Raw genomic sequence first — 12,086 nt, forward strand, 5'->3', positions numbered from 1 at the left:
GTCATAACTAATAACGAAGCAAAAAGCACAATGGATGCAAAAAAGTTAAATATTTTTTTATTATTGTTAATAAAGGGGTGTTTAACGTTCAAGATTAAATTTTCAGCAGGCTGTTTTGCATTTAGATAAGGAAGTGATAAGAGAGTGTTAAGGGGCTGAAGCGGTTTGGTTTTATACTTATTACAGGGGGTGTATGCAATTAAAATAACGCAGCAGGTATTGAGCACACAATATGATAAGCATCGCACTGCGATTAAGCCTACTTTAGTTTAATCAAATATTAATGGTTACCCAAGGTAAATAAAAAGGTTGGCCAAACAAAGTTTGACCAACCAGTCGCGTTTATTTAGTTATAAAATAACTAAATCTGTCGTGTACAGTACTTGTGTTGGTACGCCGTTTGGCGAGCCACCTAAAGGCTCTAAGCTAACAGCGAGTAGGGCAATGTCTTGTGCCTTAAAGCGCGTGCCTTTGAGTAACTGTTTTTCACCGTTTTTAGGCAGTAGACCCAACGAAATTGGCGTGTCTTGCCCTTTTAAAATCATCCACAGCTCGTAGTCTTTATCGGTTTGCGCAACGAGTTTATCACTGGCTTTAACCGATAATGTTTGCTCATCTACGTTAATAAACCACAGTGATTGCTTATCTTGGTTTTGTACTAAAGCAATTTGTTGGCTGTATTGGGGCTGAGTTGTGGGCTGAATAACCAAAAATGCTAAGATAATACAGGCAGCTGTGGCTATAAATGACCAATTGCGCCATAGCGATGTGGCTGGTTTGATCACCGTTTTAACGGGTTGGTTGGTGTGTTCTAATGTATTTAAAATATTCTGCCACACTTGCGCGCTGGGTGTTTGAGGCGTAATTGCACTGGCTAAATCATTTAAATTTTGCTCCCACATTATAGTGGCTTCTCGGGCTTGCGGTAAGCTGAGCATTAAGCGTTGAAAACGTTTTCGTGCCAGGCCTTTTAAAGTACCTAATACATACTGCCCTGCTAAAGCATCAAGTAATTCTGGTTTATTATAATTCATAATGTTAAACACCTCTGCAACTGCTGCAAACCACGCCTGATCCAGCTTTTAACTGTGCCTAAGGGCGTTTCTATGTGATTGACTAACTCACCATGGCTTAGCCCTTTGTAATAGGCTAAATGAATGGCTTGTTTTTGTTGGGGGTCAAGTTGCTCAATACAATTAACAAGTTTGGTTTGTTCGTCGTAACTAACATCGACAGCTTGTTCATCGTATTCATCGTCACCCATTGCCTGCTCTTTTCTTACCTTGTGATAACGCAATGCATCTAAGCTGCGGTATCTCACAATGCTTATCATCCAGCTAATAACTGTGCCTTTAGATGAGTTGTACTCTGACGCGTTATGCCAAATTTTTATAAATGCCTCTTGCAGTACTTCTTCTGCGTGCGCGCGGTTTGACAGCATATTTAAACTAATCGCAAAAAGCTTTGCGCTTGTTTGCTGATACAAATCAGCAAACGCGGCTTTGTTACCCTGTGCTGTTTTACACAAAAGGGGAAGTAAATTGTCGTTTTCCATAAGGTTCCTGTTGTTTTTATTATTACCGAGGTGTGTTGGGCTTTATGAATTAAAAATTGTTTTATTTAAGCGCAACCTAATCGCTTTGAAATAGAGATTAAACAGGCTGCTATAAATTTAACTAATAAAGATAAACACACTCTCAATAAACGTGTGAAAAGAGTGATTGGATGCAAAAACTTTTAAGCTGACATTTATATTAGCTGCTGTACACATTGAAACAAGTTTTAAATATAAACAGTTACCTTTGAGTAGTGAGAAAAAATGACCGATTACTGTGTAAAAAGCGCCTAATATGCGAATACAGCTAAAGCTAGCTACTTTTATTCATTTTAGATCAGTTACTTAGTGTTGTTTTTGTTCCTAAAAAACAACTTTTGTTGGCGTGCAAATTGCTACTACACTTATACACAGCTGTAAAAAATGTGCCAAAACAGTAAAAATAAAGGAGAAAATATGTGGGCTGCAACGAGTTATTTAATTTTAGCGTTAATTTTTATATTTATAGGGTGGGAGGTTAACTCGGTATATTTTGCAGTGGTATTTTACTGGAGTGCATTGTCGTTAATTCTTGTCAGTGGTGCTTACATTTTTAATTTGGCGAAAATTTTTAGGAAGCGTGAAAATGGTGTTATTCCATTTTATATTCGCTGGGCATTTGTGCCTTTTTTACTGGGTGCTCAAATTTACAATGCGTATTCTCGCAAGCACGATAAAGTCCCTCCCATTCAAAAAATTAACGACCATTTATTTTTAGCATGCCGATTGTTCCCCTCTGATATTGATACGTTAAAAGAAAACGGCATAACGGCAATATTAGATGTAACGTGTGAGTTTGATGGCTTAGAATGGAGCTCTACACAAGAAAATATTAGCTATTTAAATATTCCGGTGCTTGATCATAGTGTGCCTACCCATTCGCAATTAAACCAAGCCATTAACTGGATACATCATCATATTAAAGAAGACCGCCGCGTGGTAGTTCACTGTGCACTGGGCAGAGGGCGTTCGGTATTTGTTATGGCAGCGTATTTACTGAGCCAAGATAAAAACGCCGATGTTCACCAAGTGCTCGCGCAAATAAAAGAAACCCGCGAAACCGCAAATCTTAATAAGCATCAGCTTCGTCATTTAGCAAAGCGACATAAAAAGGGGGAGCTAGTTATTAAAAACAAAGCCGTTATTATTGCAAACCCTGTGTCGGGTACCAAAATGTGGCAAGACAAAGAGCATTTAATAGTGGCTAGGTTATCAGCGTATTATGACTTAGAAGTATTAACCACCACCAAAGAAATAGACGGTATTGAGCTTGCGAAACAAGCCATTAAAAATAAGCCAGATATAATAATTGCCTGTGGCGGCGATGGGACCGTGACAGAAGTAGCAAGTATGTTGGTAAACACTCAGTGCAAGCTGGGTATTATCCCAATGGGCACAGCCAATGCCTTAGCGCATGTGCTTATGGGGATTAGCTCTAAAATCATTCCTGTTGAGCAGGCCTGCGATCTTATTATTGATGGGCAAACCCAAACAATTGATACGGCCTATTGTAATGACGAGTTAATGCTGTTGTTAGCAGGGATTGGTTATGAGCAATCAATGGTAGAAAAAGCAGATAGAGACTCAAAAAACGAATCGGGTCAGCTTGCCTATTTAAGTGGTTTTTTTCAGGCATTTAGTGAGCAAAAAGCGCAAACCCTTTATGTTACCCTTGATGATAATCAAACGCAGGAAGTAAATACAAATAGTTTTATTGTGGCTAATGCTGCGCCATTTACTACGTTATTAGCCCAAGGAGGTGGTCAGCCCGATCACGAAGATGGCCTATTAGACATTAATTGGCTGCTACCTAGTGATGAAAACACCACTCGCGTGTTAAGCATTGCTGAACTTATGTTTAGTAGTATTACACAAACGCATTTAGCAATTAGCTCGCATCATACCAACGCTAAAAAAGTAACGATAACCGCAGACGAAGAAATTAAGTATGTACTCGATGGTGAAATTAAAACAGCGGATACGCTTACTATTACAGTTGACCCCGCCTCGTTAAATGTAATTAGTAAGGAGTTATAAAATACAAAATGCACGTATTTAACGTGCATTTTTGTGTGTTACTTTTTAATGCTTGGCCAAACAAACCCACTGCTGTCGCTTTGGCTGGCAGGTTTAGGGCGCTGAGCGCTTTTGGGTTTACGCAGCGGCTTGTTACTTAACGTATGTAAGTAGAGAGCTTCAACTTTATCGCGAGCCCAAGGGGTTTTACGTAAAAATTTTAAGCTTGATTTAATACTCGGTGAGTCGGTAAAACACTTAATGTTTACTTGCTCGCCCATGGCTTTAAACCCTAAGCGCTGCTCAAGCTCTACTAAAATTTGTTCTAACGTTACCCCATGAAGAGGATTTTTTGGTTGATTATCCATAGTCATACTACTTATTTAAACTGTGCGCATTGTAGCGTAAATCCTCTTTTAGCGCTAATTGACCGTAATGGTTTTAGGCTTTGTGGGATAAACAATATTGCCTTTTTTATCTAATTTTAGCCAAATTAGCTCACTGTTATTATGCTGCGGGTTATTAGCAGCGCACACTAAGGTAAAAGAATGTACTTGTACCAGCGCGCCTTCACTATAACGTTTGTTGTCGTACCAACAAATATCACCATTATTAATAATCTCATTAGCGTCAATAATAGAATGGGTTTTGACTGTTTTTGCATAACTGCTAGGGGCCAAAGTGAACGCAATTAAAAAAATAAATAAAACCATAATATGACGCATGAGCGACCTCGAATTTTGATAGTTTAAAAATAGTACACACGATTAAAAAACATGCTAGGGTAAGTAATAGCGTTAAACAACACTGACTTAAACACACAATTATAAAAAGGTGAACACATGCAATTTAATCAAACAATGATAGATGAATTTACGTTATTAGCTAAATTTCCACGTGAGAGCAAAATGCAAGGGATTAAGTTACATTCGGATGCTGAACCAAGTTTATTAAGCGCGGCGCAAAGGTTGTTTGATAAAGGCGTGATAGACAGCCCAGATGGCGGCTATTTAACCGAACTGGGCCTTGATTTAATAGAGCACGTGAGTGTTATTCACTGCGCATTAAAAAGTTAAACTGCATCGCGCTGATTTTGCGGCGCGGCGTCACTAAAAGCGGGTAATGCATTACAACGTGCATAAATGGCTGCAATTTTTGGATACGCAGCCATATCTACATTAAAACGCAACGCATTAAATACCTGTGGCACTAAACATATATCAGCGAGAGTGGGTGTATTGCCTACGCAAAACTCATTGTTTTCACTTAGCATCATTTCAATTTTTTCAAACCCAAGCTCTACCCAATGCCTATACCAGGCGGCTTTAGCTTGCTCGTCTACACCCAATTCGTTACTTAAATACTTCAGCACTCGTAAATTATTTACTGGATGAATATCACATGCCACTGCATAGCTAATATTACGAATTTGCGCTTTTTGCCATGCAGTGCCATAAATTAACGGCGTTTGCGGATAGCTTTCATCTAACCACTCTAAAATAGCCAGTGATTGCGCTAATACGCCTTCGTCCGTTTCAAGAGCAGGAAGTAAACCTTGCACATTTTTATCTAAGTAAGGCTGTGCTAGCTGTTCAGATTTAAGTAAATTAACGAATTGCATATCATGCTCAATACCTTTTAAATTAAGTGCTATGCGTACACGGTATGCGGCAGATGAGCGAAAGTAGCTGTATAGTTTCATTGTTATTATTCCTCGCCTGTAAAATGTTTTGTGATACTACGCCAGCACTGAGTGTAATTAGTTTGGCGCTCTTTTCCTTCAAGGGCATATTTAGTGGGCGATATTATGTAACGAGACTCGAACATAAAGGCCAACGTGTTCTCGTATTTTTGCGGTGCAAGCTCAGCGTTAGATGCTTTTTCGAATACCTCGGCTTCAGGCCCATGTGGCGACATACAATTATGCAAACTAGCGCCTCCTGGTACAAACCCGTGCTCTTTTGCATCGTAAACCCCTTCTATTAAGCCCATAAACTCACTCATAATATTGCGATGATAGTAAGGAGGTCTAAATGTATTCTCTGCCACCATCCAGCGCGGTGGAAAAATTACAAAATCTACATTTGCCATGCCTTCAGTGGCTGAAGGGGAGGTAAGTACAGTAAATATAGAAGGATCTGGGTGGTCAAAACTCACGGTATTAATAACATTAAAACGTGCTAAGTCGTATTTGTACGGTGCGCTGTTACCGGTCCAAGCAACTACATCAAAAGGCGAGTGTGTGATAGGGCAACTAAATAAATGACCGTTAAATTTAGTGACTAATTCAAAGGTACCTTCTTTATCTTCAAATGCAGCAACAGGGTATTTAAAGTCTCTGTCGTTGGCGTAGCCATTTGCACCGACGGGGCCGCGCTCGGCAAGTTCAAATGCATGACCATAGTTTTCACAAATGTAGCCACGTGCGGTTTCATCAATTAAATCAACCGAGAATTTAATCCCGCGAGGAATGACGGCAATTTCCCCCGGCTTTACTGTGAGCTTTCCACATTCGGTGTGTAATAACAGTTCGCCATGCTGAGGCACAAACAACAGCTCACCATCGGCATTACAAAAATAACGCCCTTGCATAGAACTGTTAGCAACATAAACATGAATACCAATACCGGTTTGCCCATTGGCACTGCCATTTGCAGCCATTGTAATTAAGCCATCAATAAAATCAGTAGGCTTTGTGGGAATATCAATAGGGCTCCAGCGCATCATTGTAGGTGGCGTAATTGCTTCAGTTATAGGCGCTGTTCTTATTAGTGCGTTATCTATAGCGGTGTATTCACCTTGTACCACCGATGGACGAAGGCGGTACAGCCACGTGCGACGATTAGCGGCTCGCGGTGCCGTAAAGGCCGTGCTGCTAAATTGCTCGGTGTATAAATTGTACTTCACCTTTTGTGGGGTAAATTGCCCAACAGGCAATGCACCGGGTAGCGCTTCGGTTTCAAACTCATTGCCAAAACCGCTCATGTAGTTTATTTCGCTGGCCATATTTAGATCCTGTGAGAGTGACATTGTTTTATTTTTCTAGGGCCTGTTTATCTTTCGAGGTTGAATTTGCAGCAGTCTGTTTGGGAATTAGGCAAGGCAGAGCCTATGCAGTGTGGTTGTTCCCCATAAATAGGCGATAACGTAGCATAAATGCCAAACAGGCGCTGCCCGAAGGGTTCTGCCTAGGGGCCATTTACTCTTTGTTGCTCGGTTTTTACTTAGCCCACTAGGTTACAAACCTCGCGCCGCGATTAAATGGCCCCTAGATTGAACAAATTTCAATCCTGAAAGGTCAACAGGCCCTAATTAGTTTAAAGTACTCTCAAGTGAGAGTAATTTCAAATGGGCGCATGTTTTAGCCTGTAAATAAAAATGCACAGTTTTCACAGTGTGTAAATGCGATGAGAAAGTAATAATGGAAATAGATCTAGAGCAGTTTTTGCCCTATCAGTTAAATCAAATGGCAAATCTCATAAGCGATGATTTTGCGCGTGTTTATCAGCAAAAATACAACTTAACCATTCCTCAATGGCGGGTGTTGGCAAACTTAGCACAATATGGCAAAAGCAATGCAAAAGATTTATGTACACAGGCCAATATGGACAAGTCAACGGTTTCACGAGTTATAAAATCATTGCTGCAAAGAGGGTATGTTGAAGCACAACTAAATCAGCAAGATAAGCGAGTAACGCAGGTTATGTTAAATGAGCAGGGCAATGCACTTTACAAGCTCATAGCACGTGATGCACAAAATTGGGAAGGGCAATTAGCTGAAAAATTTAGTAAGCAGCAACAAGTCCAATTGCTAAATTTACTAAAAGAGCTTAAAGGTGCCTTATAAAATCAATCCGCAATAATACTTAATCATTTTGAGGGGATAAATAGATCATTTAATTAAGCTGGTTGGTAAAAAAAAGCCCATCAAAAGATGGGCTTTAATTAGTCGTTGTTTACGCTAATGCGATTAGAAAGTGTAACGAACACCTACACGCATTTGCCATAATGACGCATCAGATTGTACTGATGTATTTGCGTTGTTTTCATTAAAGCCTGAGTAAACGTAACGGCCTTGCTCATCAATCGTGGTTTTGATCATGCTAGCGCCAACGAAAGGACCTTTTTTAAGTACGCCCCAATCATCGTTTAATAGGTTAGTTAAGTTATCAATTACGAAGAACGCTTCACCTTTATGGCCATCCATAAAGCCTGGTAATTCTTGAGTAACTTTAAAGTTAAATTTAACAAACCAATCTGAGTTTTCAGCATTACGGCCAGTGATTTCACCACGCTCTAAACCGTTAGACGCGATAAAGTCGTTAAACGCGTTAATTTCATCAGCGCTCATGTCGTAAACGACGTTAGGATCGTTTTCAAGTGGTACGTAAAGTAACTGACGGCTACCGTTCCAGTTGCTATCCCCGAAGTTACGATCGCTACCATCAAACGTGTAGCTGTATGGTAAGCCTTTGTATGCTTCACCGTATAGGTTAAAGCGAGTAGCAAAACCATCTACAAATTCATGTGTGTAGCCAAGCGTCATAGTAAAACGGTGCGGGATTTCGTAATCTGATGATGCAACACCAGGGTTACCCGGATCCGTTAGCGCAATATTACCGTAGTTTGAGCCGGCAACAGAGCTTGTCATTGGGTTAACATCGTCTGAATCTGTGTATGCGTAACCAAAGTTAACGCTTACGCCATTATCAAACATTTTGCTTACTGCTAATGAAATAACCGATGAATCACCGCTATCACCACTTACATTTGTAAGAAGGTACTCACCAGAGCGGCCTTCAATAGACTCGTAAAGAGGGCGACCATCAAATGTAGTTTCGCCCGAATCCTGAAGTGCGATGTCACGCATTAAGGCAGCATCTTTCTTCTTAGAGTATAAGTAATCAAGTGAAATTACATACTCGTTTTCAGTTGTGTATGTTGCACCAATTGAGTATTTCCACTCTGAAGGAATTTCAAAATCTGGGTCAACAGCGTTTGTTGCTGAATCACCCGAGCCGATAACAGTGTTAGCAACTTCATCAAACATCTCTTGCGGTACTTCAAAACCAGGCGCGCCGCCATTTACGTTTGGCGTGTTGAATAAATCAACTGGGCTTCGGAATGTACCGATGTTAGTAATACCATCGTTAGAGTAAGAGTTAGATAACCACACATTTGGGTTACCACCAGAGAATAAGCCTACACCAGCACGAACTTCTAATTCGTCTGTTGCGTACCACTGGAAGCCAACACGTGGTTGAAGTAAATCAATACCATCAAACGTGCTTTGGTTACTAAAGCCGTAGCGGTCAGTAAAGTTTTGGTTGAAGTTAGGTACGTCATCACTTGTGTATTTATCGTAACGTAAACCAAACGTGATGTTTGCATCTAAGTCTGTAAATGCGTATTCATCTTGTACATAAAACGTATGCTGAGCGTATGAAAAGCTTGCAGCTGCATCGGTTGGATCGTTAGTCGCTGCAGCATTATTGTAGTAAACACGGTCAGCTAAGCCATCTTCAAAATCATCGATTGAATTGAAACGATATTCACCTTCAGTATGCTGTACGAATAAGTTAAATACATCTAACTCTTCAAACTCATAACCAGCAGTAATTGTATGTTGGTCAAGGTAGTAAGTACCCGCTACTTTAAATGTAGTGGTATCGTAATCTAAATCATTTGATTGACGAGAGTCATCTGGACCAATGTAAACCGTACCACCATCTTCTGTACGAATTTGCATTTCGCCAAAGCTGCTAGCAGCATCAAGTGACTGTACAGTTGCATCTAGTTCTGATTTACCAATACGAACTTCAGTTGAAAAGTCATCTGACCAATCTGAGTAAACAGAACCAATAATTGATGTGAATTCTGCACTTTGGTCGTAAAAGTGGTTAGATAATGAAACACGGCTAGAACCAGTATCAGACTGTGAAACCGTATTACCATCGTTGTAGTTATAGATTAAGTTTGCACGGTGATCTTCGTTGATGTTCCAATCTAATTTAACTAAGATTTTTTCATCTTCAACAGGCATACTTGAAGGCATACCGCCTACGTCATAACCATATACAGATTGAGCTACACTTGTAATACGAGCAATATCATCTGCAGTTACACTGCCGCTGCTTAAACCGTCGTAGTTAAACTGTTGAACACCTTCAAGTTTTTCATATGAAGTGAATAAAAATAGTTTATCTTCGATTAACGGTAAGCCAACGTTAAAGCCGTAACGTTTTTCGGTGTAGTTACCGTTATCAACGTCTTCGCCTTCAATTTCGTCGCCTTTGAATGAATCACTTGTGAAATCGTAGAAGATACCACCGTGAACTTCATTACCACCAGATTTTGTTACCGCATTAATGTTACATGAGGTAAAACCACCGTACTGTACGTCAAATGGTGCTAGCTCAGCTGAAACTTGCTCAATTGAATCAAACGAGAAAGGGGCACGAATAGTAGGGTAACCGTTAGAGCTTAAACCAAAGTTATCGTTCATACGAACGCCATCTAGCGTTAAGCTGTTGTAACGAGGGTTACCACCACCACAGTTGATTGAACCACGGCTATCATCAATTGTGATACGCGGGTCAATACGAATGATATCTTTTAAATCACGGTTAATAGCAGGCGTGTTTTCAAGATCAGTTAAAGTAAATGTAGACGCTGGGCCAGTACCACCAGACATAGAGCTGATAGGTGCACCTGTTACTACAATTTGCTCCATGCTTGATTGTGGCTCAAGTGCAGCATTTACTGGGTAATCGTTACCAATGTTTAGGATAATGTTATTAAATTCTTGATCAGCATAAACATCAGAATCAACGATTACCTTGTAAGGACCACCAACACGAAGGCCTTTAGCAGTAAAGTAACCTGCATCGTTTGCTTCTGTTGTTTTAACTGAGCCAGACGGTACGTGTAAAATTGTTATTTTGGTACCTGGAGCTGGGTTACCGTTTGGACCGGTAATTTGACCCTTAATCGCAGAGGTTGTTTCGTTGGCGAATGCAGCGCCACTTACACTTACACACGCAGCGATAGCAAGTGAGAGTGCTGTTTTTTGAAGTTTAGTCTTCATTTTCATTTCCCGTGAAAGTTATAATTAAATTGTTATTTTAAGTAGTATAAAGTCAGCAGTGTTGTTGAATTTATACTCTTGTAATATGCAAAATTAATTTGCACAATTTATACTTGTATACTTAACTAAATTTGGATTAATTACTTATTGTTATGTTACCGCCGTTATGTGACAGTATTATGAAATGCAAACTTTATAATTCCTTTTACAATTAATTATTTACATTTTGTAATTAATACATTTTTAGCTGTATTATTTTAGCCATACTCCAGAGAGTGTATAAACATAAATTAATTCCCGTGTGTAGGTTTTTTATTTATAGGTTGATTGTTATTTTGTCGTTATTTTTAATTTTTTATTCTCATCTGACGAATCAAATAAATAGTTCAATACACCCGCAAGCCTAACGCCTGCTTTTTGCAAACGCTGCTTAACAAGCGGATTGTATTTGAAAACATAACTATAGCTCACTTCATCACTGGTTGAGGTATAAATATCTTCGGCCAGTTTGTGAGATTCCATCAGCCAAGTAGTAGGGCTGCTGTTTAAGTATGTTTTAATTAATGCTGCATCGTCGGTATCTATAAACTTAGCGTATTCAGTGTAAGCTAAGTTTTCATTTTCTATTAATCCAGTGTCCCAAAGGCTATGCAAATTGGTTTCGTTGTCAAAAAAATCAACTTTAATTAAATTGCCGCCTCTATCTTCACTTCGCCCAGCATGAAATGGTTGATGGCTGTCGCCAACCAAGTGAACTAAAAACTTTAAAGCAAACTGTTTTTCATTAAGGGAAGAGGTAGATGACTGAAGTGTATTAATAGAGAAGTAAATACCTTCTAGAATATTTGTTACATCGTCTTTGCTGTGTGTATGTGCGTGATTTAGAGAAAGTGTTTTATTTTTAGGAAGGTTTATGTAATGCCAGCGTGAAGATTTTTTACGCCAAAATAGTTCAGGACTAGATCGCATTTCATCTGCCCAAGTAGAAATTTGAGCTAGGGATTGTCCTTCTAATAGTGGCAACAGGTTATGCACTGTTTCGTCACTCAAATGTTGCTCTGCAATATGCCCAACAATTCGATGACCATTTTGACCCCACGCATACGCTTTAGAAGTTGTAAAAACAGCACCAATTATTAACGTTGTTGCTACGAGAGTAGCAATTTTAATGCGCATCAATGTTTCCTGCATTTATTTTTATTCACCTATTAGCTGGTGTAAACATTGTGATTGTTTTTGCTAAATATAGAAAGGAGTCAAGAGTATTCATTATTTCTTATTCATAATTGCATTAAATCAATAACTTACCTTTGATGGGTAAAATTACCTGTTGTAATAAGTAAATAATATTGTTCAAATAAAGCCTTAGGGTTGTTAGGTACATCTTAT

The 12,086-nt window shown here is 39.4% G+C and carries 11 protein-coding genes; 3 read left to right on the top strand and 8 right to left on the bottom strand.

The annotated features are described in order from the left end of the window. Positions 1-350: 350 nt before the first annotated feature. Both OIZ54_RS04325 and OIZ54_RS04330 read right to left on the bottom strand, forming a co-directional pair. Entirely contained in the window at positions 351-1,034 is a 684-nt protein-coding gene (locus OIZ54_RS04325) for an anti-sigma factor domain-containing protein (protein ID WP_064386612.1), read from the bottom strand. Then, positions 1,031-1,555, bottom strand: coding sequence for a sigma-70 family RNA polymerase sigma factor (locus tag OIZ54_RS04330; protein ID WP_024031922.1), 525 nt, complete (start codon positions 1,553-1,555; stop codon positions 1,031-1,033). Before OIZ54_RS04330 ends, OIZ54_RS04325 begins: the two co-directional genes overlap by 4 nt. Positions 1,556-2,011: 456 nt before the next feature. Between OIZ54_RS04330 and OIZ54_RS04335 the strand changes: the two genes are divergently transcribed. Beyond that, positions 2,012-3,631: a diacylglycerol kinase family protein gene (locus OIZ54_RS04335; RefSeq protein ID WP_264389818.1), complete on the top strand. Its 1,620-nt coding sequence runs from the start codon at positions 2,012-2,014 to the stop codon at positions 3,629-3,631. A 38-nt stretch (positions 3,632-3,669) separates the two neighbouring features. On the opposite strand, the gene OIZ54_RS04340 is transcribed toward OIZ54_RS04335, so the two are convergent. Both OIZ54_RS04340 and OIZ54_RS04345 read right to left on the bottom strand, forming a co-directional pair. Continuing rightward, positions 3,670-3,978 (bottom strand): VF530 family DNA-binding protein, encoded by a 309-nt coding sequence (locus OIZ54_RS04340; protein WP_004588743.1) that lies wholly within the window; start codon positions 3,976-3,978, stop codon positions 3,670-3,672. A gap of 54 nt (positions 3,979-4,032) precedes the next feature. After that, positions 4,033-4,335, bottom strand: coding sequence for a DUF1496 domain-containing protein (locus OIZ54_RS04345; RefSeq protein ID WP_004588742.1), 303 nt, complete (start codon positions 4,333-4,335; stop codon positions 4,033-4,035). Between the two features lie 117 nt (positions 4,336-4,452). Here OIZ54_RS04345 and OIZ54_RS04350 point away from each other — a divergent pair, with 117 nt between their 5' ends. Next, complete coding sequence (locus OIZ54_RS04350; RefSeq protein WP_024031920.1) at positions 4,453-4,686, top strand: TIGR02647 family protein; 234 nt, start codon at positions 4,453-4,455, stop codon at positions 4,684-4,686. Here OIZ54_RS04350 and maiA read toward each other — a convergent pair. Both maiA and hmgA read right to left on the bottom strand, forming a co-directional pair. Then, on the bottom strand, positions 4,683-5,312 hold the full coding sequence (gene maiA / locus OIZ54_RS04355; protein WP_024031919.1) for a maleylacetoacetate isomerase: 630 nt from the start codon (positions 5,310-5,312) through the stop codon (positions 4,683-4,685). The genes OIZ54_RS04350 and maiA overlap by 4 nt on opposite strands. A gap of 5 nt (positions 5,313-5,317) precedes the next feature. Continuing rightward, positions 5,318-6,616 (bottom strand): homogentisate 1,2-dioxygenase, encoded by a 1,299-nt coding sequence (gene hmgA, locus OIZ54_RS04360; protein ID WP_264389820.1) that lies wholly within the window; start codon positions 6,614-6,616, stop codon positions 5,318-5,320. A 415-nt stretch (positions 6,617-7,031) separates the two neighbouring features. Here hmgA and OIZ54_RS04365 point away from each other — a divergent pair, with 415 nt between their 5' ends. Then, positions 7,032-7,457, top strand: a complete 426-nt coding sequence (locus OIZ54_RS04365; protein WP_264389821.1) for a MarR family winged helix-turn-helix transcriptional regulator — start codon at positions 7,032-7,034, stop codon at positions 7,455-7,457. A gap of 123 nt (positions 7,458-7,580) precedes the next feature. On the opposite strand, the gene OIZ54_RS04370 is transcribed toward OIZ54_RS04365, so the two are convergent. Beyond that, the gene (locus tag OIZ54_RS04370; protein ID WP_264389822.1) at positions 7,581-10,697 is read right to left on the bottom strand and encodes a TonB-dependent receptor; all 3,117 of its coding nucleotides are present in this window, start codon (positions 10,695-10,697) and stop codon (positions 7,581-7,583) included. A gap of 330 nt (positions 10,698-11,027) precedes the next feature. Further along, positions 11,028-11,873: a S1/P1 nuclease gene (locus OIZ54_RS04375; RefSeq protein ID WP_154945598.1), complete on the bottom strand. Its 846-nt coding sequence runs from the start codon at positions 11,871-11,873 to the stop codon at positions 11,028-11,030. Between the last annotated feature and the right edge of the window lie 213 nt (positions 11,874-12,086).

The sequence above is a fragment of the Pseudoalteromonas sp. A3 genome (genome assembly GCF_025942345.1).
Lineage (GTDB): Bacteria > Pseudomonadota > Gammaproteobacteria > Enterobacterales > Alteromonadaceae > Pseudoalteromonas > Pseudoalteromonas atlantica.

What these genes read in the sequence shown, in the direction of transcription:
- OIZ54_RS04340 (WP_004588743.1), bottom strand. Translation starts at nt 3,978, where the DNA reads ATGGATAATCAACCAAAAAATCCTCTTCATGGGGTAACGTTAGAACAA.
- OIZ54_RS04335 (WP_264389818.1), top strand. Translation starts at nt 2,012, where the DNA reads ATGTGGGCTGCAACGAGTTATTTAATTTTAGCGTTAATTTTTATATTT.
- OIZ54_RS04325 (WP_064386612.1), bottom strand. Translation starts at nt 1,034, where the DNA reads ATGAATTATAATAAACCAGAATTACTTGATGCTTTAGCAGGGCAGTAT.
- hmgA (WP_264389820.1), bottom strand. Translation starts at nt 6,616, where the DNA reads ATGGCCAGCGAAATAAACTACATGAGCGGTTTTGGCAATGAGTTTGAA.
- OIZ54_RS04365 (WP_264389821.1), top strand. Translation starts at nt 7,032, where the DNA reads ATGGAAATAGATCTAGAGCAGTTTTTGCCCTATCAGTTAAATCAAATG.
- OIZ54_RS04370 (WP_264389822.1), bottom strand. Translation starts at nt 10,697, where the DNA reads ATGAAGACTAAACTTCAAAAAACAGCACTCTCACTTGCTATCGCTGCG.
- OIZ54_RS04345 (WP_004588742.1), bottom strand. Translation starts at nt 4,335, where the DNA reads ATGCGTCATATTATGGTTTTATTTATTTTTTTAATTGCGTTCACTTTG.
- OIZ54_RS04375 (WP_154945598.1), bottom strand. Translation starts at nt 11,873, where the DNA reads ATGCGCATTAAAATTGCTACTCTCGTAGCAACAACGTTAATAATTGGT.
- maiA (WP_024031919.1), bottom strand. Translation starts at nt 5,312, where the DNA reads ATGAAACTATACAGCTACTTTCGCTCATCTGCCGCATACCGTGTACGC.
- OIZ54_RS04330 (WP_024031922.1), bottom strand. Translation starts at nt 1,555, where the DNA reads ATGGAAAACGACAATTTACTTCCCCTTTTGTGTAAAACAGCACAGGGT.
- OIZ54_RS04350 (WP_024031920.1), top strand. Translation starts at nt 4,453, where the DNA reads ATGCAATTTAATCAAACAATGATAGATGAATTTACGTTATTAGCTAAA.